A 20,724-nucleotide genomic window follows, 5' to 3' on the forward strand; every position below is an offset into this window, starting at 1 on the left:
ATGGGGTCCCATGTGCCTAGAGCCATGTAAATTTTATGTTACGTGGAAGTGCGCAGCGTCCGGTGGTGGGGCCGGACTGGCACGGGTGGGCGCGCTGCGGAGCGCTGGCTCCATCGTGAGTGGCCAGAATCCGTTGCTCAGATCGCGCGCCGACAACGGAAATTGGCCAGTCAGCGGGCCGCTCTCCCATCACCTGCGGTCGGCTGGCCTACCGTCCGGTGGTGGTGTCTGCTTCGTCTGCGCCACTCTCGGGCTCGCCGGAATCGTCGGCCACGTCCTTGGCGTTGCCGGACGCGACAACCTTCTCCCCGGAGTCGGCTGTGTTCCCAGCGTCCTTGTCCGCGTCCTTGTCCGCGTCCTTGTCCGCGTCCTCGTCCGAGTCCTCGGCGCCCTCGTCCTCAGTGTCCGCCGGACTGTCGGCGCTCGCGCCGCTCTCGCCGTCGAAGTCGGAATCCTCGTCCTCCGGCTCGCGGCCCGGCAGCCACGCCGAGGCCTCCCGCTCCGGGTACCGCTTGGACAGCACGATGAAGATCGCCAGGGACACCACGCAGACCAGGATCGAGGTCCACACGTTCAACCGGAGACCGAGCACCTGCTCCGCCTCATCGATCCGGAGCATCTCGATCCAGCCACGGCCGACGGTGTAGCAGAACACGTACAGCCAGAACACCCGACCGTGACCGAGACGGAACTTGCGGTCGATCAGAATGATCAGGACCGCCATCACCACGTTCCACACCAGCTCGTACAGGAACGTGGGGTGGAACAAGGTGCCGTCCGGGTAGTCCATCCCCTGGGCGGCGAGCACCCCGGGATCGATCTGCAGCCCCCACGGCAGCGTGGTGGGTGAGCCGAACAGCTCCTGGTTGAAGTAGTTACCCAGCCGCCCGATCGCCTGGGCGATCAGCACCCCTGGGGCCATCGCATCAGCGACGGTGGACAGCCGCAGCCCGCGCCGGCGCATGTAGATCCATACCCCGAGGGCACCGGCCGGGATCGCACCCCAGATCCCCAGCCCGCCGTTCCAGATCGCGAACGCGTTCCAGGGATTGCCGTCCGGGCCGAAGTAGGCGTCCGGGGAGGAGAAGACGTGGTAGATCCGCGCACCGATGATGCCCAGCGGCACCGCCCAGAAGATCGCATCCAGGATCGCGCCCTCGGGGCCGCCGCGGGCGCGGTAGCGGCGCACGGAGATGATCGCGGCCACCACGATCCCGGCAAGGATCGCGAACGCGTAGGCACGCAGCGGGATCGGTCCGAGGTGCCACACGCCCTGAGCGGGACTGGGGATACCGTCCGCGATCAGCGGCAGCATCGCCGGGTCCGCGATCACGCGCGCCTCTCCTCGGCCGGGTGTGGCGCCGCAGCACGCACACCGGCAGCCAGCTCGGCCACCTTCTCCCGTAGCGCGGCCAGCCCCGCCTCGCGATCCGCACCCGCATCGATCAAGGTGCGCACCAGCGCGGAACCGACGATCACGCCGTCGGCATAGCCGGCCACCTGCGCAGCCTGCTCCCCGGTGGAGACCCCCAACCCCACGCACACCCGCTCGCCGCCGGCAGCGCGGGTGGCCGCGACCAGGCCCTCCGCCTTGGCACCCACAGTCGCCCGGGTCCCGGTCACCCCCATCGTGGAGGCGGCGTAGACGAAGCCACGGCAGGCGGCGGCGGTCAGATGGAGGCGCTCGGTGGTGGAGCTCGGTGCGACCAGGAAGACCTTGTCCAGGTCGTGGGCGTCGGCAGCCGCGATCCACTCCCCCGCCTCGTCCGGGATCAGGTCCGGGGTGATCAGCCCGGCACCGCCGGCGGCAGCCAGGTCTGCGGCGAACCGGGCCACGCCGTAGCGCAGCACCGGGTTGTAGTAGGTCATCACCAGCGTGGGTGCGCCGGTGGCCGCGACTTCGCGCACCGCACGCAGCACATCCGTGATCCGGGTGCCGCCGTCGAGGGCCGCCTGCGCTGCTTCCTGGATCACCACCCCGTCCATCCCGGGATCGGAGTACGGCAGCCCCAGCTCCACGATGTCCGCACCGGCTGCCACCGCAGCCTGCGCGGCGGCGATCGAGCCATCCACGTCCGGGTAGCCGACCGGCAGGTAGACGACCAGTGCGGCGCGCCCCTGGGCGCGGGCGGCGTCGAGCGCGGCGGCGGTGCCGCGAGTGATCTCCGTGCGCGCGGTCATTCTCCAGCCCTCTCGTCCTCGTCCACGAGCGAGAACCACTCGGCCGCGGTGGACACGTCCTTGTCGCCACGGCCGGACAGGTTGACCAGCAGCACCGTCTGCGCCGGGTCGGCCCCTCCGGCAACGAGTTCCTCGCCCAGACGGAGCGCCCCGGCCAGGGCGTGCGCCGACTCGATCGCGGGGATGATCCCTTCGGTACGGCAGAGCAGCTCGAACGCAGACATCGCCTCCGCGTCGGTGACCGGCACGTACTCGGCCCGCCCGATCGAGGCTAGCCAGGAGTGTTCGGGTCCGACCCCGGGGTAGTCCAGACCGGCCGAGATGGAGTGCGACTCCACCGTCTGGCCATCCTCGTCCTGGAGCACCATGGTCTTCGCACCGTGCAGCACCCCGGGGTCACCGGCGGTGATGGTCGCCGCGTGCCGGCCGGTGGCCACGCCGTCGCCCGCTGCCTCGCAGCCGATCAGCCGCACCTCGGCGTCGTCGAGGAAGGCGTGGAACAGGCCGATGGCGTTCGACCCGCCGCCCACACAGGCGACCGCGGCATCGGGCAGCCGACCGATACGCTCCAGGAGCTGGCCGCGGGCCTCCTCGCCGATGATCTTCTGCAGGTCGCGCACCATCGCCGGGAACGGATGCGGACCGGCGACGGTACCGAAGATGTAGTTGGTGGTCTCCACGTTGGCCACCCAGTCCCGGAAGGCCTCGTTGATGGCGTCCTTCAGGGTGCGCGACCCGGTGCTGACCGGCACCACCTCGGCGCCGAGGAGCCGCATCCGGGCCACGTTCAGGGCCTGCCGGCGGGTGTCCTCCTCGCCCATGTAGATCGTGCAGTCCAGCCCGAACAGTGCCGCAGCGGTCGCGGTGGCCACCCCGTGCTGGCCGGCACCGGTCTCGGCGATCACTCGGGTCTTGCCCACGAGCTGGGTGAGCAGCGCCTGACCGAGCACATTGTTGATCTTGTGCGATCCGGTGTGGTTCAGGTCCTCGCGCTTGAGGAAGATCCGGACACCGCCGGCGTGCGCAGCGAACTGCGGTACCTCGGTGATCGGGCTCGGCCGGCCGGTGTAGTCGCGGTGCAGCGCGGCGAGTCGGCTGGTGAACTCCGGGTCGCCCTTCGCTTTCTCCCAGGCGGCGGACAGGTCGTCCAACGCTGCGATCAGGGCTTCCGGCACGAATCGGCCGCCGAAGTCTCCGAAGTACGGGCCAGCGACCTCTCGCAGGGTGCGTGCGGCCTCCGAGCCCGCCTCCATACTCATCGGCACTCCTCGTTCGCTGCCCGCTGTGGCTCCTCGCTCCGGCACCCTGGACCCGCAGCGGCTACCCGGCTGCCTCCGCGGGGGCTCCTGGCGCTCATCGGGCCCGCACCGCGCGCAGTGCCGGGTGCGCGCCCGCCGCCACCAGGTCGGCCACGGCAGTGCGGGGTTCGCCCTGGGTCACCAGCGCCTCCCCGACCAGCACGGCGTCGGCGCCGGCACGGGCGTACTCGAGCACATCGTGCGGGCCGCGCACCCCGGACTCGGCCACTCGGGTGATCCCGGCGGGCACTCGCGGGGCGAGATCGGCGAACACGCCGCGGTGCACCTGCAGCGTGTGCAGGTCCCGGGCGTTGATGCCGAGCAGGCGGGCACCGGCGTCCACTCCGCGGGAGACCTCCTCCGCGGTGTGCGCCTCGACCAGAGCGGTCATCCCGAGGGAGTGCACGCGTTCCACCAGTGAGGTGAGCACCGTCTGCTCCAGTGCGGCCACGATCAGCAGCACGATGTCGGCGCCGTAGGCACGGGCCTCCCACACCTGGTAGGGGCTGACCACGAAGTCCTTGCGCAGCACCGGGATATCCACCCGGGCGCGCACGTCCGCCAGATCACCCAGGGAGCCACCGAAGCGCCGTGCCTCGGTGAGCACACTGATCGCACTGGCTCCACCGGCCTCATAGTCGGCCGCGAGCCCGGCCGGGTCGGCGATCTCGGCGAGCGCCCCCTTGGACGGACTGGAGCGCTTCACCTCCGCGATCACCGTGACCGCGTCGTCCTGACGGAGCACATCGATGGCGTTCTTGGCCGACGGCACCGCCTCGGCGCGGCGCTTCAGTTCCGCCAGGGGCACTGACGCTTCCCGCGTGGCCAGGTCTTCCCGGACCCCGCGGACGATGTCTTCCAGTACGGTCACGATCCGCCTCTCCGCTTCGCTCGGCCTCCATCGTAGGCCGTTCGAGGCAGTGACCGAGCACACGGCCCCCTGGTGAGCAGCACGCAGGTCTGCGCAGGCGTCAGAACTGGCTGAGGCTGCCCGGCACGAGGAGTATCGCGAGGACGGTGATCAGCAGGCTGGAGGCACCGATAATGATGCCGGCCAGCGCCATCCCGCCGTTGTTCGCCCGCCCCTCACTGACCGCCTTGCGACCCATCACACCGGTGATGATCGCCGCGATCGAGATGCCCTGGGAGAGCACCGGAACGAAGCAGAGCACGATCGCCGCGATGCCCAGGCCGAGCGACCAGCCACCGGCACCATTCTGGTAGCCCATCAGTGGCGGATATCCGCCGTAACCACCGGTCCCGTACCCGCCGGGGGGACCGTAGGCGCCGGGGGGTTGGTAGCTCTGCTGCCCGCCGCCGTAAGGGTCGGCGTACTGCCCGCCCGACGACGGAGCCACCTGGGCAGGGCCGGTGTAGGGGCCCTGGTCGGTTCCGCCATACGGGGACGGGGCAGCGCCGCCGTAGGGGCCAGGGCTACCGAAAGGAGTGGTCGGTCCAGCCTCACCGTACGGATTGGCCGGCCCCGGCTCACCGTACGGATGGGTCGATGGCTCACCGTAGGGGTTGGTCGCCCCCGAGTCACCGTAGGGATTGTTCGGTCCGGAGGAACCACCGTACGGGTCGGAGAACGGGCCGCCGGTGTTACTCATGCAGACCACTCCGGCCGCGGCGGCGCCAGCTGTCCCTCGTGCGCATCTCGTCTGCCCCCTCGTGGTCTCTCATCCCGGTCCCAGGTAGCCGTGCAGTACTGGAATGTTACGTGCGACGCCGAAAAGTACCAACGCCGCCGCAACCGTGGCGAACAACCAGGCCGGCGGGTTCCGCGGTGGCACGTTGCGCCAGGAACGCCAGAGCCACCGCGCCCAGAGCAGGCCGAGCACCGGCAGGGCGACGGTGAGCATCGGGTTCATCGCCCAGGCTCCAGCCAGATCGCCGGTGGCCAGCGAGGAGACGGTACGCAGCCCTCCGCAGGTCGGACAGTAGTAGCCGGTCAGGGCGAGCAACGGGCAGAGCACCGGCCCACCGTGACCAGGGTTCCACCACACCACCAGTGCGGTACCGGCCGCGAGAACGGCACCGATCAGCACGGGGCCGAGCCGGTCCCGGCGCACTGCTCGGGCCGGCGCTGGTCTCACTCCTGCGCCCGCACCCGCTGTACCTGTCCATAGCCGGCAGCGCGCAGGACGATGCTGGCGATCACACCGACGACGGCCACGGCGATACCGGCGTAGATCAACGGCATCGACGGCAGGATGAATCCGATGGCCACGATGAGCGCCCCCAGCGCTCCGCCGGCGAATAGGGTCCAACCGGCTCCGGTGCGGCCGTGGTTGGCGGGCGGAGGGCCCACCGGCAGCGTGTCGGCGGAGTAGTGGCCACCGGCCACGGAGTCCACCGCGTGTGAGTTCACATCGGTCATCGAGATCTCGCCCTTCACCAGCAGTATCGACCTGGCTCCAGACTACCGGTCCTCGGGCTCGCTCGGGTCTTCGCCACGGCTGAGTGCATCCCAGTCGGAGATGTGCTGGCGGGTACCGCCCGGCGCCGGGCGCGGGTCACGTTCGTACCGCTGACCGACGCGGGTCCAGGCGCCCATCACCCACGGCAGCACCGCACCGAGCACGGTCAGCACAGCTGCGATCACCAGCGTCACTACCGGCCAGGCGTACAGCTGCACGGGCCCGTCCAGCTCCGAGACCGGGGAGAGCTCACCGGCGGCGGCCCGCAGAGCCGACTCCGGTGCCCGGATGAAGAGGATGGTCGTGACCCCGGCGAGCACACCGCACAACGCCACGGCCAGGGCCGCGACCACGCGGGCGATCCGCCCAGCCAGGCCGATCGCAAGCCCTGCCGCCAGGATCACCAGGGCCGTACTCGGCACTACCGGTTCCGCCTCGGTGCCATTCACCTCGGCGGCTCCGATCGCGTCCAGGCTCAGCGCCACCGGTACCGTCGCCCAGGGCGGCAGTGCGCTGAGCAGCAGCAGCGCCCCGCCGGCGAGCACTGCGAGCACGGCCTTGGCCCGGGAGAGCCGCGGCCTCGTGGCGTCCTGGCTCATCCCAGGTCGTCCAGGCTGGCCGCCCGCTGCACAGCCCGTACCGCTGCGGCCGCCTTGTTCCGGCTCTCCCAGTACTCGGCCTCCGGATCGGAGTCGGCCACCAGCCCGCCGCCGGCCTGCACGCTGGCCCGTCCGCCGGAGATCACCGCGGTCCGGATCGCGATCGCCATGTCCAGGTCACCGTCGAGGTCGAAGTAGCCCACCGTGCCGCCGTAGATGCCGCGCCGGGCCGGCTCCAGCTCGTCGATCAGCTCGATCGCTCGTGACTTGGGAGCACCGGAGAGCGTGCCCGCTGGGAACGTGGCGGTGAGTACGTCCACTGCGGAAGCATCCGGGCGTACCGTGCCGGTCACCGTGGAGGACATGTGCATGATGTGACTGAACCGCTTCACCGCCATGAACTCCACCACAGCGACCGTTCCCGGCTCGCACACCCGGCCCAGATCGTTGCGGGCCAGATCCACCAGCATCAGGTGCTCGGCGCGTTCCTTCGGGTCGGCGAGCATCTCTGCCGCCGCGGCAGTGTCCTCGGCGGGGGTGGCCCCGCGGGGACGGGATCCGGCGATCGGGTAGCTCTGCGCTGCCCGGCCGGTGACCTTCACCAGAGTCTCCGGCGAGGAGCCGACCACGTGGAAGTCGCCGCCATCGGCATCGGGCAGGTGCAGGAAGTACATGTACGGGCTCGGGTTGATGGTGCGCAGCACCCGGTACACGTCCAGCGGATCGGCAGGGCTGTCCAGGTCCAGCCGCTGCGAGAGCACCACCTGGAACACGTCGCCGTCGCGGATCGCCTGCTTGGCAGTGGCGACACCGGCGGTGAAGTCCTCCCGGGCCGTGCGGAAGGATAGCTCCGGCTCGCTCGCCTCGCCCTGCACCAGCGGGTAGGAGCGGGTCGGGGCGAGCAGGTCGGCCTGCATCGCGTCCAGCCGCGCGAGGGCGTCTGCGTGCGCCTCGTCGACGCGCTGGTCGGTGTCGTCGGAGTTGATCGCGTTGGCGATCAGCCACACGTCCCCGGTGTGGTGGTCGATCGCGGCCATGTCCCCCACCAGGCACAGGCTCACCGTGGGCACTTCGGACTCGGTGACCGCGCGCCGGGGCAGCGTCGGCTCCCAGTGATGGACGATGTCCCAGCCCAGCGAGCCGACCAGACCACCGGTCAGCGGCGGCAGATGATCCAGACTGGGCGTGTGCAGGGCGGCCAGGGTGCCGCGGAGCACGTCCAGCACATCACCGTCGGTGGGCACCGAGACCGGCACGTCGCCGCTCCAGTGCGCCTGCCCGTCGCGTTCGGTGAGGATCGCCCGGGCGGAGACACCGATGAAGGACCACCTGGACCAGACGCCGTCGGTGGCGGACTCGAGGATGAACGTCCCCGGCCGCCCGGAGGAGAGCTGACGGTACAGACCAACGGGAGTGACGTCGTCGGCGAGGAGCCGGCGTACCACCGGGATCACCCGGCGATGCGTGGCCAGCTGCCGGAACTCGCCCAGGTTCGGCCAGGTCTGCCCCCAGGGCAGGCCGGTCGGGTGGTCCGGAGCGGGTCCCGCGGTCATGAGCTCTCCAGGTCGGTCCGCGCGGGCAGCTCGCCGCCGGCGCGGAAGCAGGTGCGCGCACCGGTGTGGCAGGCCGGACCGACCTGGTGCACCCGCACCAGCAACGCATCGCCGTCACAGTCGATCGCCACCGAGCGCACGTACTGCACGTTCCCGGAGGTGTCCCCCTTGCGCCAGTACTCCTGCCGGGACCGGGACCAGTAGGTCGCTCTGCCTTCGGTGAGGGTGCGGTGCAGCGCTTCGTCGTCCATCCAGGCGACCATCAGCACCTCCTCGTTCGCCTCGTCCTGCACCACAGCGCAGACGAGTCCATCGGCGTTGCGGGCCAGGCGGGCGGCGATCTCGGGATCCAGGGGGGAGTTCTCAGGCACATGACGATCCTGCCATGTCCGCACCCGGGTACCGTCGCCTCAGTCGCTGGCGGACACCCAGGACGCGTGCAGCCGCCCGTAGACGCCACCCGCGGCGACCAGCTCGGCGTGTGGACCGAGCTGCACGATCCGGCCGGCGTCGACCACCACCACCAGGTCCGCGGCCTCCGCGGTGGACAGCCGGTGCGCGATCGCCACGCTGGTCCGGCCAGCGGTCAGGTGGATGAGCGCGGTCGAGATCCGCTGTTCGGTCGCCGGGTCGACGGCGGAGGTCGCCTCGTCCAGGACCAGCACGTCCGCATCGGCCAGGTAGGCGCGAGCGATCGCCACCAGCTGCCGTTCTCCGGCGGACAGGGACTCCCCCCGCTGCCCAACGTCGGTACGCACCCCGTCCGGCATGGTCGCCAGCCAGGGGCCAAGGCCAAGGTCTCGCAGTGCCCGCTCGATCTCCTCCTCGCTCAGCCCCGGCCGGCCGTAGCCGACGTTGCCGGCGATGGTGCCGTTGAACAAGAAGCCTTCCTGCGGCACCACGACGATACGCTCGTGCAGGTCGGCGAGGGTGAGCTGGTGCAGATCCACTCCCGAGAGCCGCACCGTGCCGGAGTCGGGGTCCATCAGCCGGGTAAGCAGCTTGGCGATCGTGGTCTTCCCCGAGCCGGTCTCCCCCACGATCGCTACCCGCGCGCCGGGCGGAATGGTCAGGGTGACGTCCCGGAGCACCGGCGGCCCGCCCGGGTAGGCGTAGTTCACCTCGGCCAGCTCCAGTCCGGCCGGGCCGCGGGGGCCGGGGCTTGCCGGGTTCTCCGGATCGGCCACGTCCAGCGGGGTGTGCACGATCCCGATCACCCGCCGCCAGCCGGCTACCGCGTTCTGCATCTCGTTCAGCACCTCGGTGGCGGACTGCACCGGGCCGGTGAACAGCTGCACCAGGAACAGGAAGCCGAGCAGCTGGCCGACGGTCAGAGAACCGCCGATGCCGAGCATCGTGCCGATCAGCACCACCGCGCCCAGTGCCAGACCGGAGAGCAGCACGCCGGAGGAAAAAGCGAGGGAGGCGAACGTCTGGGCCCGGACGGCGGCATTGCGGTGCGCGCTGATCGCTTCGTCCAGCCGCTCCTGGGTGCGCTGCTCGGCGCCGTAGGAACGGATCGTCTGGGCACCGACCACCGCCTCGGATATCCGGGCGAGCATGGTGCCCACCCGGGTACGCACGGCAGCGTAGGCGACGTTCAGGGCCCGCTGGGCGCGGGGTGCGAGCACGATCATCGGGGCGTAGGCCAGCCACACCACGAGGGTGAGCTGCCAGGAATAGAAGGCCATCGCGATAGTGGCGGCGGCGATCTGCAGCGTGGAGAGCACCAGCTGCATCCCACCCCACTGCACGAACATCGAGATCGTGTCCACATCGCTGGTCACCCGGGAGACCAGCGCGCCGCGGCGTTCGCTGTTCTGGGTGAGCGTGGACAGATCGTGCACGTGCCGGAACGCCCGCACCCGCAGCTGGGCCAGACCGGCCTCGGCTGCCTGGAACAGCCGGACGTTCACCCAGCTGGTGCAGGCTGCCGTGACCAGCAGACCCACGGCGCACACGGCCGCGAGCTGGAGCACCAGGGACACGTTCACCCCGGTCTCGGCCAGCAGCCCGCGGTCGGTGGTGATCTGCACCGCGAACGGCACGATCAGCTTGCCGGTGGTGGCCAGTACCGCCAGGGCCAGGGTGACGCCCAGTCCGCGGCGCATCGCCGGGGACAGCCGCAGCCCCTCCCGAAGGGTGCCGAACACCCCGAGAGTCGAGGTGTCGGTGATCTGGGTGCTCACCGGACCTCCTGCTCGTCTTGAGCCTGGCGCTGGCGCCGGTAGGTGGTGACCAGGCGGCGGTAGCCGGCGTCCCGGGCGAGCAGGTCGGTGTGCGGCCCGTGGTCGATCACCCGGCCGCCATCCAGGTGCAGCACGGAATCGGCGAGCATGATGGTGGCACTGCGGTAGGCGACCAGCACCACGGTCACGCCGCCGGCGTAGCGGCGCAGCCGGGCGAGGATGTCCTGCTCGACCACCGGGTCGACCGCGGAGGTGGCGTCGTCCATGATCAGCAGCCGTGGTCGGCGGATCAGGGCCCGGGCGATCGCCAGCCGCTGGCGCTGACCACCGGAGAGGGAGGTGCCCCGTTCACCGACGACCGTGTCCGCACCGTGCGGGAGTGCGTTCACGAAGTCGTCGGCACGGGCGGTGCGCAGCGCTTCTGCCACCTCCTCGGTGCTGTACGGCTCACCGGTGGCCCGATTGCGCTGCCCGAGGGTGACGTTCTCGGTGATCGTGTCCTCGAAGACGAAGGCGTTCTGCGCCACCAGGGCGATCGCAGCGGTGCGGTCTGCCGACCGTACCGACGGCGCAGCCAGGCCGTCGTAGCGCACCTCGCCGGCGCTGGGGTCCTGCAGGCGGGCGAGCAGGTCCACCAGGGTGGACTTACCGGAGCCGGTGGGCCCGACCACGGCGAGCGTCCGGCCGGCGGGCACCTCCAGGCTCACCTGGTGCAGCAGGGCCCGGTCGGGGTTGCCGAGCAGCCCGGGCACGCTCACGCTCACCCGGTCGGCCGCCAGGTGCAGTCCGCCGGTGGCGCCGAGCGTGGCGTCGCCCTCACTGAGGTAGCCGCGGGCGTCGATCACCCGGGAGATGCGCTCGTGCCCCACGAGGGAGCGGGGCAGGTCACCGAGGACGAAACCGATCGCCCGGATCGGGAAGGTCATCACCGTGAGCAGATAGGCGGTGGTGACCACATCACCGGTACCGATGAGGCCATCGGCCGCCCGGACCGTGCCGACCGCCAGGACCACCAGCGTGGCCAGGGCCGGCAACAGGTCGATCACCGGGTCGAACACGCTGCGGATCTTTCCGACGGCCACGTTCGACGCCCGCAGGTCCTCGGCGGCGGCCTCGAACCGGGCCTCCTCGAGCGACTCGGTGCCCAGCGACTTGACCACGGCAGCGGCCTCGAAGCTCTCGTGCGCGACGTCCGAGGTGTGCGCGCGTTCGTGCTGCACCCGGGTGATCGCCGGGGACATGTACCGGCGATACACGGCGTTGGCCACCAGCACCATCGGCAGCACGCTCACCCCCACCAGACCGAGAACCGGGTCGGCGGCGAGCATCGCTGCTGAGGCCACCAGCAGCATCGCCACCACGCCGAGCGCGAACGGCAGCGGAGTGAACACGAACCCGGCGGACTCGGCGTCGGCGTTCGCATTCGAGAGCAGCTGCCCGGTGGGGTGGCGCCGGTGCCAGGACATCGGCAGTCGCAGGTACTGGCGGGTGACTCGGCGGCGGTGCCCGGCCTGGACATCGAACGAGCCCATCCCGGCGAACACGCGGCGTCCGGCCACTCCGACGGCGGTGAGCACACCGATCCCGAGCAGGCCGAGCCCGGCCAGCCAGATCGCCGATGCGGCCACCCCGCTACCGTCGATCGCGGGCACCACCACCCGGTCGGTGATCCGACCGAGCACCCAGCCCTGCGCCACCATGGCGAGGCCGTAGAGCACCGAGGCGCTGATCGCGATCGCGAAGGTGCGCGGCTGCGAGCGCAGCCCGCGTCCGATCAGCAGCAGCGAACGACGCAGCGCGCCGCCGGGCAGGGCATACCGCTGCGCTGGGCGCGCGGAGGCGGTGGGCATCACGAGGTGGGCTCCCTGGGCACCGGATGGCTGGCGCGTCCCCCGCACCGGTGACCGGGTGGCGGCAGTGGACGACTGTCCGCCATCCTTCCACACCGCACGGCCGATCCTCGAGCCAGCGATCCGTGTGCAAGGGTGAGCAGCATGTGGGCACAGGTGGAACAACAGGCACTGGCCACGACGCTGCTGCAGGCAGGTCCCGAGCAGGACACGCTCTGTGCCGGGTGGCGCACCCGGCACCTGGCAGCACACCTGTACCTGAGGGCGCACCAGCCGTGGCGGCTGCTCGGCCTGCCCAGCAGCGACGGTCTGGACGAGCTCGCCGAGGAGTGCCGGGACGTGCTGCGCTACGAACAGGTCGTCGAGCAGTTTCTGCAGCGGCCCGCCTGGCCGTGGCGGCTGGGTCAGCTAGGCGGGATGAACGATCTGGGCAACCTGGTGGAGTACGTGGTGCACCACGAGGACGTGCGCCGCGCCGGCGACGACCCGGCTCCGCCGCGGACCCTGCCGCCGGAGCTGAACGCGGCGATCTGGGCCAGGTTCGCGCCGATGTCGGCGGGCTTCTACCTCCCGGCACCGGTCGGCGTCCTGCTGACCGTGCCCGGAAGTCCGCGGATGCAGCGGCGGGCCCGGCCCGGGGCCGATCCGGTGCGAGTGGTCGGACCGCCGGTGGAACAGGCGCTGTACGCGATGGGCCGGCGCGGCCAGGCGCAGGTGCAGCTGCGTGGCAGCACCATGCAGGTGCAGCGCTTGGCGGACTGGCTCAGCGCACGCTGAACCCGGCGGCGGCCAGCGCGTCCTTGACCTGACGGATGGTCAGCGTGGCGAAGTGAAACACACTGGCGGCGAGCAGTGCATCCGCGCCCGCCTGCGCGGCCTGGACGAAGTGCTCGGCGGTTCCGGCGCCACCCGAGGCGATCAGCGGCACGTGCACCTGGGCGCGCACGTCGGCGAGCATCTCCAGGTCGAACCCCGCAGTGGTGCCGTCGGCGTCGATGGAGTTCAGCAGGATCTCGCCCACACCGAGATCCTCGGCGCGGCGTACCCACTCCAGTGCGTCCAGACCTGTGCCCCGGCGACCCCCGTGGGTGGTGACCTCGTACCCGGACGCTGTCGCTGCGCCGTCGCGCGTGCGCCGGGCGTCCACGGACAGCACGAGTACCTGGGAGCCGAACCGTGCCGCGATCTCGGCGATCAGCTCGGGCCGCGCGATCGCGGCGGTGTTCACCCCCACCTTGTCCGCTCCGGCGCGCAGCAGAGCGTCCACATCGGCAACGCTGCGCACTCCCCCGCCCACGGTCAGCGGGACGAACACCTGCTCGGCAGTGGCCGAGACCACTTCGATCGTGGTGGCCCGCCCGTCACTGGAGGCGCTGACGTCCAGGAAGGTGACCTCGTCGGCGCCGTCGGCGTCGTACCGGCGGGCCAGCTCGACCGGGTCGCCGGCGTCGCGCAGGTTCTCGAAGTTGACGCCTTTGACCACGCGGCCAGCGTCCACGTCCAGGCACGGGATCACCCGCAGCGCCACGGTCATGAGCCGGCCCCTTCGGTGCCGTCCATCGCGGAGACGGCGAGTACGTCGATCACATAGACGAGGGTATCGTCCCCGAAGGCCTGCTCCGGCGGCACCACCAGCATGATCTGGGAGCCGACCCGGGCATCCACCAGTCCGTTCTGCCACCCTTCGATCAGACCGGTGAAGGCGATCGTGGTCGGCCCCTGTCCGGGGGTCCAGGTGGACTCCACCACTTCACCGTCGGACCAGCCGACCGCCGTGTAGCGCACGGTGACCGCCATTCCGGAGCGGACCTGGGCGCCGTCGCCCCGGCGCAGCGGGACGATCTCGAGATCGCTCGGCGGGTCGTGGTCCGGGATGGTCACCGTGGGTCCACCGGAATCGGCCACGGTGACTTCTGGGGCGTCCTCCGGCGGATCGACCGGTTCGCCCCAGGCGCGGGTATGCATGATGTCGTAGACCAGCACTACCGGTTCCGGCCGCTCGGCGGTACCGAGCTCGACCCGGAGCAGGCGGGTGCCTTCGGTGCTGCCGAGGAGATCTTCGTACAACGGTCCGGCATCGTCCTCGGTGATCCGGGTGGTCTGTGGCTGAGAGCCGAAGTTGTCCTCGATCACCTCGCCGGTGCTCGCGTCCACAGCCAGGTAGGAGAGCAGCGCTACGTCATCCTCGGCGAGGGCGGGGCCCTCTCCCTCGAGAACGGTGGCGGTGCTGGTCTCGGTGACGTCCAGCGGCGCCGGAAAGCTCACCTGCGGCAGTGCACCGAACTCCCCACCCACGGTGACCTGTTCGATCGCGGTGGGGTCGTCGTCGTCGGAACTGCACGCGCCCAGCCCCAGCAGCAGGGCGAGGAGCAGGACCAGGCCGTGCAGCGGGCGGGGAGATGTCAGGGTGGGACGCACGGGCAGAGATCTTACGTGGCCCACCTTGACGACTGTTCCACTCAGGTGCCCAGGTGGGCCAGCATCGGGTCCGCTGGTCCGCCCATCGACGCGATCAGCGCGTCCACGCGTTCGTCCTCCGACCGGAACGGGTCCTTGCAGAGCACGGTGCGGCCGGCGTTGTCATTCAGCTTCAGGTGGACCCAGTCCACGGTGTAGTCGCGGCGGCGGGCGGTAGCGGCCTGCACGAACTCCCCGCGCAGCTTCGCCCGGGTGCTCTGTGGTGGGGTGCTGATGGCTTCTTCGACCTGCTCGTCGGTGACGACCCGGGTGGCGAGGCCGCGTGCGGTGAGCTTGGACATCAACCCGTGACGGGCGGAGATGTCGTGGTAGGCGAGGTCGAGCCGGAGCGCCCGCGGGTCAGCCAGCGGGAGGTCGTGCGCCGCGGTGTACCGGTCCAGCAGTCGCTTCTTGATCGCCCAGTCCAGATCGCGTTCGACCAGGGAGTGCTCACCGGTGCGCACCGCACGCAGGCCGCGGTCCCACAGTTCCAGGACCCGGTCATCGTGCCGGCTGCCTTCTCGGGCCCCGGCGAGGAAGTCGCGGGCGCGGTCCAGGTAGATCTGCTGGATCTCCACAGCGGTCCGCCGCGCTCCGCTGGCCATCGCCACAGCAGTGCTGCCGGTGATGTCGTGGGAGATCTCTCGGATCGCACGGACCGGGTTCTCCAGGGTGAGCTCGGGGAAGACATGCCCGGCTTCGAGCATGCGCAAGATGATGTCGGTCATCCCCACCTTGAGCAGGGTGGTGGTCTCCGACATCGAGGAGTCGCCGGAGATCACGTGCAGGCGCCGGTACAGGTCAGCGTCGGCGTGTGGCTCGTCGCGGGTGTTGATGATCGGGCGGGACCGGGTGGTGGCCGAGCTGGTGGCCTCCCACAGGTGGTCGGCGCGCTGGCTGAAGCAGTACACCGGTCCACGGGAAGTGACCAGCACGTGCCCGGCGCCGGTGAGCACCTGCCGGGTGATCAGGAACGGGACGAGCACGTCCGAGACGCGGGTGAAGTCGCCGCGCCGGCGGATCAGGTAGTTCTCGTGGCAGCCGTAGGAGTTCCCGGCCGAGTCCAGGTTGTTCTTGAACAGGTGGATCCGCCCGGCGATGCCATCGGCGTCCAGGCGTTCCTGGGCATCGGCGACCAAGCCGTCGAGAATGTGCATCCCGGCCTGGTCGTGCGCGACCAGCTGGGCGAGGTCATCACACTCGGCGGTCGCGTACTCCGGGTGCGAGCCGACGTCGAGGTACAGCCGGGAACCGTTACCGAGGAAGACGTTCGAGGACCGCCCCCAAGCCACCACTTTGCGGAACAGGTAGCGGGCCGTCTCCTCCGGGGTGAGACCGCGGCCCTCGTCGGCGGCACAGGTGAGGCCGAACTCGGTCTCCAGACCGAAGATCCGGCGGATCACTGCTGGTCCGGGCTGGGCGGTGGGTCCTGGGGACTGGGTGCGTCCGGGCTGGGTGCGTCCGGACTGGGCTCGTCCGCGCGGGAGGCAGCCGGGCTGGCTGCGTCAGCTGCGGGAGGGTCGGCAGATTCATCCGCGGCCGGGGCAGCCTCGGTGTCCACTGGTGCAGGAGCCTCGGCGAGCAGCTGGGTGAGCCGCTGCGCCGTCAACCTCCGGAAGGTGCGCCGTGGCCGGGTGCGGTCCAGGACGGCGGCCTCGAGATTGTTGGTCCGGATGGTGCGGGCGTTCTCCCCGGAGCCGGCGAGTACCCGCACCGCCAGAGCGAGCACCTGAGGCAGACTCAGCCCGGGCTGCCACTCGGCGCGGACCCGGTCGGAGAGCTGCTCGGCTGCTCCCCCCATCACCACGAACCCGGGCTCGTCGGCCACGGATCCGTCATAGGACAGTCGGTAGAGCTGGTCGGCGCTCTGATCTGCGCCCACCTCCGCGACCGCGAGCTCCACCTCGAGCGGCTTGGCCTCTGTGGTGAACACCGCGCCGAGAGTCTGGGCGTAGGCGTTCGCCAGGCCCCGGGCGTTCACGTCGTCGCGGTCGTAGGAGTAGCCGCGCAGATCGGCATAGCGCACCCCGGCCACCCGCAGATTCTCGAACTCGTTGTACTTGCCCACGGCGGCGAAGCCGATCCGGTCGTAGATCTCGCTGATCTTGTGCAGCGCACCGGAGGGGTTCTCGGTGACGAACGCGATTCCGTCGTCGTAGCCGAGCACCACCACGGAGCGGCCCCGGGCGATACCTTTGCGCGCGAAGTCCGCCCGGTCCTTCATCAGCTGCTCGGGCGAGACGTAGAACGGCTGGGTCATCGTTCGCGGCTCCTTTCCGGCAGGGCGTCGATCTCGGCCACCATGGCGGCCAGCTGCTCATCCGGGATGCGCTGCTGACCGGTGGTGTCCACCCGCACCACGATCGGGTAGATGCCGCGGCGGGCGTCCGGTCCGCCGGTGGCGGAGTCATCGTCCGCGGCATCCATCAGGGCGTGCAGCGCGACTCGCACTGCGCCGTCGCCATCGAGGTCCGGATGCCAGAGCTTCTTCAGCGAGCCTCTGGCGTACACGGATCCGGAACCGATGCTGTGGTGGTCGTGCTCGTCGTAACGACCCCCGACGACGTCGTAGGAGAAGATCCTGCCGGTGTCCTCGCGCTGGTCGTACCCGCCGAAGATCGGCATCGCGACCAGGCCTTGCAGCGCCATCGGGAGGTTGCCACGCACCATCGACCCGAGCCGGTTCGCCTTGCCCTCGAGGGAGAGCAGCGTGCCCTCGATCTTCTCGTAGTGCTCCAGCTCGAGCTGGAAGAGCCGGACCAGCTCGACAGCTATTCCGGCGGTACCGGCAATGCCGATCACGGAGAGCTCGTCAGCGGGGAACACTTTCTCCATCTGCCGGTGGGCGATGCTGGAGCCCATCGTGGCGCGCCGGTCCCCGGCCATCACCATGCCGCCAGAGTAGGTGAGCGTGACGATCGTGGTGGCGTGCGGAGCGGTGACCGGCGTCTGCGGAGCCGGGCCGGCACCGGGCAGGAGCTCCGGGGCGTAGGAGCGCAGGAAGTCCACGAAGGACGAGCTGCCCGGGCTGGTGAATGCTGCCGGCAACCGGGCCGGGTAGCGCGCGCCGGTCATGCTCATTGCCCGCCCTTCTGCACGAACCCGCGCACGAAGCTCTCGGCGTTGGTCTCCAGCACATCGTCGATCTCGTCCAGCAGCGAATCCACCTCGGCGTCCTGGCTCTGCGGTGCGGCCGCGGCCGGTGGCGGCGCCGGCTCATCCTCCGGCTTCGGATCGTGATGGCGCTGCTCGAACTGTCGGGGCGACATGGGTCCTCCTCCCGCGCTGGGTCCTCCGTCCGATCCTACGGTGTCGCGTCGGTCGGTGGGGCCGCAGCGGAAGCTGGTGCGGGCCGCTCACCTGGCTGCGGCTCCGCGGTCAGCTCGGCCAGCAACGCGCCGGCGTCCGCGCTGCGGTCGAGCAGTTCACCGACGTGCGCCCGGGTGCCGCGCCACGGGTCCGGTGTGGGCACCCGTTGCAGACTCTCCGACTCGGCCACGTCGAAGACCACGGCGTCCCAGTTCGCGGCGGCCACCTGCGGGCCGTACCGGCGGATCGCCTCACCGCGGAAGTACGCGCGGGTGTCGCTCGGCGCCTGGGCCAACGCGCGCTCCACCTCCGCGTGCTCGACCAGCGTTTCCACTGCGCCGGCCGTCTCGAGGCGGGAGTAGACGCTCCGCTCGGGACGCAGGTCGGACCACTGCAGGTCGAGTGCCGCCAGCCGTGGCGAGTCCCAGTCCAGCCCGTGCCGGCGGCGCATCCCCTCGAGGACGCGGAGCTTGGCGACCCACTCCACCTCCCGCGCGGCGGACTGCACGTCGCTATCGAGCCGCTCGAGCACCTCCGCCCAGCGGCGGAGCAGGTTCTCGGTGGCCGGGTCCGCCTGCCCGCTCGCGGCTACTTCGCGGGTGATCACGTCACAGTAGACGCGCTGGATCTCCAGGGCGGTCATCGTTCGACCGTCATCGAGGTCCAGCGGTGTGCTCAGGGTCAGGTCCCGGCTGACCTCACGGGCGGCGGCTACCGGGTCAGCCAGGCGCAGCGCACTGAGCTCCAGCCCGACCCGGCCCTGCTCGAGCAGCCACAGCAGCGCCGCCGTGGTGCCGAGCTTGAGGTAGGTGGAGACGTGCACGAGGTTGGCATCGCCCACAATCACGTGCAGACGCCGGTATCGGGAGGGTTCGGCGTGCGGCTCGTCCCGGGTGTTGATGATCGGCCGGCGGAGCGTGGTCTCCAGGCCTACCTCGGCCTCGATGAAGTCGGCCCGTTGGGAGATCTGGTAGCCCGGCAGCTCACCGCGTTGGCCCAGCCCTACCCGGCCGGCCCCGCAGAAGATCGGCCGAGTCACCAGGAACGGGGTGAGGAAGGTGATGATCTCGTCGAAGGCGACGTCCCGGTCCACCAGGTAGTTCTCGTGCGTTCCATAGCTGGCGCCCTTGCCGTCGGTGTTGTTCTTGTACGGGACCACCTCGGGCATCCCCGGCAGCTGTGCGAGCAGGCGGGAGGACCGCAGCAGCACCTCGTCCCCGGCCCGGTCCCAGAGCACACCGTCGAGCGGATTGGTCACCTCGGGTCCGGAGTACTCCGGGTGCGCGTGATCCACGTAATAGCGTGCCCCGTTCGGCAGGATCACGTTCGCGACGGTGCTCGGCTCGGGCTGCGGTGCGGGCCGCCGACGGGTGGTGATCCGGTGCGGGTCCCCCTCGGGCGCGGGGGCGAGCGGGTTGTCGGTGAGCAAGCTCGGGTCGGCCGCGGAGCGGTCCAAGCGCCAGCCGCGGGCATCGCGGAGCGGGTCCTCGTCCTGGTAGTCCCACTTCGCCCGGGAGGTGTTGCCGAGCGCCTCGGTGGCATAGGCGGTGACCAGTTGCGCCGACATCAGCATCGGGTTCGCGTTCGGCAGCCCGACGCCGAGGATTCCGTACTCGGTCTCGATGCCCATGATCCGTCGCACGCTCATGGCTCCAGCCTAGGCCGGGCCCCACCCCCACTGGCGTTGAATCCATTCATTCGTTACCCGGTCCGCTCGGTCGTGCACCCGGGTATCGAGCCCCTGCACTCGGTAACGACCGCCCCGCGGCGGGTATCACCCGGCCCCCGCGGCGGGTATCGACCGGGCCCCCGCGGCGGGTATCGACCGGGCCCCTACAACGGGTACCGCCCGGGCGCGGTGACACGTTCTCCACAACCCCCCGCGCCGTCGATACTCTCCCCTCGGAAACCCGCCAGGCTAGCTCGCATGGACGAACGAACAGCCGGAGCCATGGTGTACCTGAGCAGCGACCTGGATCGCGGAAGCCTGGAACGCGCGGTGCGCGACGGGTCGCTCGAGCGAATCCGCCGCGGAGTGTATGGGCGAAGGATCGACACCGAGGACCGCTACGCCCGTGAACGCATCCGCGCGCGCCAGCACATGAATGCGCTCGCTCGCCAGCTTTCCGGTCCGTTCTGGTTCAGCCACTCCAGTGCGGCGGTGCTGCACAATCTCCCGCTGCTCCGGCCGCTAGCCAGCACGCACCTGACCCAGGCCCAGCGCCCGTCAGGGCGGGCTGACCCCACGATCACCCGACACACCCGACCCGTAAGTACTGGTGACACCGCGGTCGTGGACGCACTACCGGTCACCTCACTGCTGCGGACTGCCCTCGACTGCGCCATGACCATGCCTGATCTCGACGCCCTGGCTGTGCTCGACCGCGCGCTGGCGACATCGGGACTTTCCGAGGGGATCGCGGACCGGCTGGCCACGCTGCAGGGCACGACCGGTAGCGCACGGGCTCGCTGGTGCCTTGATCGTGCCGACGCTCGCGCCGAGTCGCCGGGCGAGACAGGCACGCGATTCACTCTGCTGCGCCATGGCCTGCGGGTACCCGCGTTGCAGATCCCGGTGCACACACGGCGCGGGAAGTATCGCATCGACCTTGGCTGGCCGGAACTGAAGATCGGGATCGAGTTCGACGGCAAGATCAAGTACACGAGGATGGCGAAGGGTGACCCGGCCGAGATCGTCTTCCAGGAGAAGCGTCGTCAAGACGACCTTGAACGCGAGGGCTGGGTAATCATCCGGGTGGTGTGGGCCGACCTCTACCGGCCGGGCGAGTTCATCGCCGAGGTGCACCTGCGGTTGGACGAGCGCACCAGCGGACTGTTCGTCGCCTGACCCGTCCGCTCCCACGCAGA

Annotated in this window: 21 protein-coding genes; 2 read left to right on the plus strand and 19 right to left on the minus strand. The window is 70.4% G+C overall.

Going from position 1 to position 20,724, the window contains the following annotated elements; all coding sequences use genetic code 11:
- Positions 1-208: 208 nt before the first annotated feature.
- The 12 genes from lgt to FU260_RS13950 form a co-directional block, all read right to left on the minus strand.
- A complete protein-coding gene (lgt, locus tag FU260_RS13895) occupies positions 209-1,333 on the minus strand; it encodes a prolipoprotein diacylglyceryl transferase (protein WP_328593008.1) in 1,125 nt (374 codons plus the stop codon).
- Positions 1,330-2,181 carry a tryptophan synthase subunit alpha gene (gene trpA, locus FU260_RS13900; protein WP_147917606.1) on the minus strand — a complete coding sequence of 284 codons (852 nt, stop codon included), beginning with the start codon at positions 2,179-2,181 and terminating at the stop codon, positions 1,330-1,332. Before trpA ends, lgt begins: the two co-directional genes overlap by 4 nt.
- On the minus strand, positions 2,178-3,440 hold the full coding sequence (gene trpB, locus FU260_RS13905) for a tryptophan synthase subunit beta (protein ID WP_147917607.1): 1,263 nt from the start codon (positions 3,438-3,440) through the stop codon (positions 2,178-2,180). Before trpB ends, trpA begins: the two co-directional genes overlap by 4 nt.
- Before the next feature lie 94 nt (positions 3,441-3,534).
- Positions 3,535-4,350, minus strand: coding sequence for an indole-3-glycerol phosphate synthase TrpC (gene trpC / locus FU260_RS13910; RefSeq protein WP_147917608.1), 816 nt, complete (start codon positions 4,348-4,350; stop codon positions 3,535-3,537).
- A gap of 100 nt (positions 4,351-4,450) precedes the next feature.
- Positions 4,451-5,089 carry a DUF4190 domain-containing protein gene (locus FU260_RS13915; RefSeq protein ID WP_147917609.1) on the minus strand — a complete coding sequence of 213 codons (639 nt, stop codon included), beginning with the start codon at positions 5,087-5,089 and terminating at the stop codon, positions 4,451-4,453.
- A gap of 69 nt (positions 5,090-5,158) precedes the next feature.
- Positions 5,159-5,575, minus strand: coding sequence for a DUF2752 domain-containing protein (locus FU260_RS13920; RefSeq protein ID WP_147917610.1), 417 nt, complete (start codon positions 5,573-5,575; stop codon positions 5,159-5,161).
- A complete protein-coding gene (locus tag FU260_RS13925) occupies positions 5,572-5,877 on the minus strand; it encodes an HGxxPAAW family protein (protein ID WP_147917611.1) in 306 nt (101 codons plus the stop codon). The genes FU260_RS13920 and FU260_RS13925 overlap by 4 nt, the downstream gene beginning before the upstream one ends.
- 24 nt (positions 5,878-5,901) lie before the next feature.
- Complete coding sequence (locus tag FU260_RS13930; RefSeq protein WP_147917612.1) at positions 5,902-6,498, minus strand: Trp biosynthesis-associated membrane protein; 597 nt, start codon at positions 6,496-6,498, stop codon at positions 5,902-5,904.
- Positions 6,495-8,051 (minus strand): anthranilate synthase component I, encoded by a 1,557-nt coding sequence (locus tag FU260_RS13935; RefSeq protein WP_147917613.1) that lies wholly within the window; start codon positions 8,049-8,051, stop codon positions 6,495-6,497. Before FU260_RS13935 ends, FU260_RS13930 begins: the two co-directional genes overlap by 4 nt.
- Positions 8,048-8,422, minus strand: a complete 375-nt coding sequence (gene hisI, locus FU260_RS13940) for a phosphoribosyl-AMP cyclohydrolase (RefSeq protein WP_147917614.1) — start codon at positions 8,420-8,422, stop codon at positions 8,048-8,050. The genes FU260_RS13935 and hisI overlap by 4 nt, the downstream gene beginning before the upstream one ends.
- A 39-nt stretch (positions 8,423-8,461) precedes the next feature.
- Positions 8,462-10,240: an ABC transporter ATP-binding protein gene (locus tag FU260_RS13945; RefSeq protein ID WP_235912350.1), complete on the minus strand. Its 1,779-nt coding sequence runs from the start codon at positions 10,238-10,240 to the stop codon at positions 8,462-8,464.
- Complete coding sequence (locus FU260_RS13950; RefSeq protein WP_147917615.1) at positions 10,237-12,090, minus strand: ABC transporter ATP-binding protein; 1,854 nt, start codon at positions 12,088-12,090, stop codon at positions 10,237-10,239. The genes FU260_RS13945 and FU260_RS13950 overlap by 4 nt, the downstream gene beginning before the upstream one ends.
- Before the next feature lie 144 nt (positions 12,091-12,234).
- On the opposite strand from FU260_RS13950, the gene FU260_RS13955 reads away from it, so the two are divergent.
- Positions 12,235-12,867, plus strand: a complete 633-nt coding sequence (locus tag FU260_RS13955) for a TIGR03085 family metal-binding protein (RefSeq protein WP_147917616.1) — start codon at positions 12,235-12,237, stop codon at positions 12,865-12,867.
- On the opposite strand, the gene hisF is transcribed toward FU260_RS13955, so the two are convergent.
- From hisF to dop, 7 genes are read right to left on the minus strand one after another with little or no spacing between them, the layout of a single operon-like run.
- Positions 12,854-13,624 (minus strand): imidazole glycerol phosphate synthase subunit HisF, encoded by a 771-nt coding sequence (gene hisF / locus FU260_RS13960; RefSeq protein ID WP_147917617.1) that lies wholly within the window; start codon positions 13,622-13,624, stop codon positions 12,854-12,856. The two genes, FU260_RS13955 and hisF, sit on opposite strands and share 14 nt — an antisense overlap.
- On the minus strand, positions 13,621-14,508 hold the full coding sequence (locus FU260_RS13965; RefSeq protein WP_147917618.1) for an FKBP-type peptidyl-prolyl cis-trans isomerase: 888 nt from the start codon (positions 14,506-14,508) through the stop codon (positions 13,621-13,623). Before FU260_RS13965 ends, hisF begins: the two co-directional genes overlap by 4 nt.
- A gap of 41 nt (positions 14,509-14,549) precedes the next feature.
- The gene (gene pafA / locus FU260_RS13970) at positions 14,550-15,950 is read right to left on the minus strand and encodes a Pup--protein ligase (protein WP_147917619.1); all 1,401 of its coding nucleotides are present in this window, start codon (positions 15,948-15,950) and stop codon (positions 14,550-14,552) included.
- A complete protein-coding gene (gene prcA, locus FU260_RS13975; RefSeq protein WP_147917620.1) occupies positions 15,947-16,807 on the minus strand; it encodes a proteasome subunit alpha in 861 nt (286 codons plus the stop codon). The genes pafA and prcA overlap by 4 nt, the downstream gene beginning before the upstream one ends.
- Complete coding sequence (gene prcB / locus FU260_RS13980; RefSeq protein WP_147919498.1) at positions 16,804-17,622, minus strand: proteasome subunit beta; 819 nt, start codon at positions 17,620-17,622, stop codon at positions 16,804-16,806. Before prcB ends, prcA begins: the two co-directional genes overlap by 4 nt.
- A 2-nt stretch (positions 17,623-17,624) precedes the next feature.
- Positions 17,625-17,816, minus strand: coding sequence for a ubiquitin-like protein Pup (locus FU260_RS13985; protein WP_147917621.1), 192 nt, complete (start codon positions 17,814-17,816; stop codon positions 17,625-17,627).
- Between the two features lie 35 nt (positions 17,817-17,851).
- The gene (dop, locus tag FU260_RS13990) at positions 17,852-19,504 is read right to left on the minus strand and encodes a depupylase/deamidase Dop (protein ID WP_147917622.1); all 1,653 of its coding nucleotides are present in this window, start codon (positions 19,502-19,504) and stop codon (positions 17,852-17,854) included.
- A 279-nt stretch (positions 19,505-19,783) separates the two neighbouring features.
- Between dop and FU260_RS13995 the strand changes: the two genes are divergently transcribed.
- On the plus strand, positions 19,784-20,704 hold the full coding sequence (locus FU260_RS13995) for a hypothetical protein (protein ID WP_147917623.1): 921 nt from the start codon (positions 19,784-19,786) through the stop codon (positions 20,702-20,704).
- Positions 20,705-20,724 lie beyond the last annotated feature (20 nt).

The sequence above is a fragment of the Ruania zhangjianzhongii genome (assembly GCF_008000995.1).
Lineage (GTDB): Bacteria > Actinomycetota > Actinomycetes > Actinomycetales > Beutenbergiaceae > Ruania > Ruania zhangjianzhongii.